At 52.2% G+C, this 1,369-nt stretch carries 2 protein-coding genes; both read left to right on the top strand.

Annotated elements, in window-relative coordinates; translation table 11 throughout:
* A partial coding sequence (locus tag H8A87_RS19060; RefSeq protein ID WP_198691468.1) for a tail assembly protein occupies positions 1 to 597 on the top strand: 597 nt, incomplete at its 5' end.
* A gap of 4 nt (positions 598 to 601) precedes the next feature.
* Positions 602 to 1,369, top strand: a 768-nt coding sequence (gene gpJ / locus H8A87_RS19055) for a TipJ family phage tail tip protein (RefSeq protein ID WP_422646109.1), incomplete at its 3' end; no start/stop codon positions are given.

Raw genomic sequence — 1,369 nt, 5'->3', positions numbered from 1 at the left:
CACGCCATCAGAGCCATGAGCAAACTGGTTACAGGCTTCGAAGCATTCATGCTCAATGCCCATAAGCAGGGCTTTACCTTTTCGGTCATTGTGGGCGGCAGAAGTTACAACAAAGACGAACTGGACATGACCAGGGGTGACAGCGATATCCATATCATGCCGGTGATCATAGGCAGCAAGCGCGCCGGGTTATTCAATGTCGTGCTGGGTGTTGCCATGCTGGTGGTTGCGTGGTGGAACCCTTACGGCTGGACGTGGGCGGCCAGTCTCGCCTTAGCAGGTGGATCAATGGTGATGGGCGGTGTTTCTCAAATGCTGGCACCTCAGCCACCGGGACTGGGAATGCGCGAATCACCGGAGAATAAACCCTCCTATGCATTCGGGGGTCCGGTCAATACGACCGCCCAAGGCAACCCGGTTCCCATCCTCTATGGTTCGCGTGAGATCGGCGGTGCGATTATCTCTGCGGGCGTCTACACCGAAGACCAGTACCAGACCGAACAGATTGAGAAACAGCGAAAATACAGCATGAGTGAGATCCTGACAGGGAAACCCGTCGAAGACGGGAAAGCGGAAGAAGAGCAACGTAAGGGCTAATACGATGACCGAACATATTATAGCAGGTGCAAAAGGCGGTGGTGGTGGTGGCGGACATACGCCTTACGAAATGCCCGATAACATCCAGTCCAGTGCAAAAGCGCGAATGTTACTGGCATTGGGTGAGGGCGAATTTGCGGGTGGACTGGATGGCACCCGTATCTTTCTGGACGGAACGCCATTACAGGGCGACAACGGAACAATGAACTTTGAAGGGGTGAGATGGGAATTTCGTCCCGGCACGCAGGCACAGGAATACATCAAAGGGATGCCTGCTGCGGAAAATGAAATTCGGCTTGGCACCGAAATAAAAGCCGCTACGCCCTGGGCAAAATACATTTCCAATACGAAATTGTCTGCTGTTCGCGTCCGTCTGGGTTGGCCTGCATTGAGGGAGCAAAAGGATAATGCGGATACGGTCGGTTATCGTATTGACTATGCCATTGAGTTATCGACGGATGGCGGCAGCTACCAGACTATTTTTGATACCCATATCGACAACAAAACAACAACCTTGTATGAGCGCTCATATCGTATCAATCTGCCTGATGCCAGAACAGGCTGGACGGTTCGGGTTGTCAGAAAAACACCGAACAGCACCAGTGAACGGATCATTGATAAGATGAACATTATGGCGTTCACCGAAATTATTGACGCCAAATTCCGCTACCCGAATACCGCGCTGCTGTACGTTGAATTCGACGCCAGATTGTTCAATGGCAATGTGCCCACGATTTCATGTAAACCCAAGGGGCGCATCATTCGTGTGCCG

This window comes from Xenorhabdus lircayensis (assembly GCF_016306625.1).
Lineage (GTDB): Bacteria > Pseudomonadota > Gammaproteobacteria > Enterobacterales > Enterobacteriaceae > Xenorhabdus > Xenorhabdus lircayensis.
The sequence above is the reverse complement of the archived record's forward strand: the minus strand, read 5'-3'. Positions and strand labels throughout refer to the sequence as shown.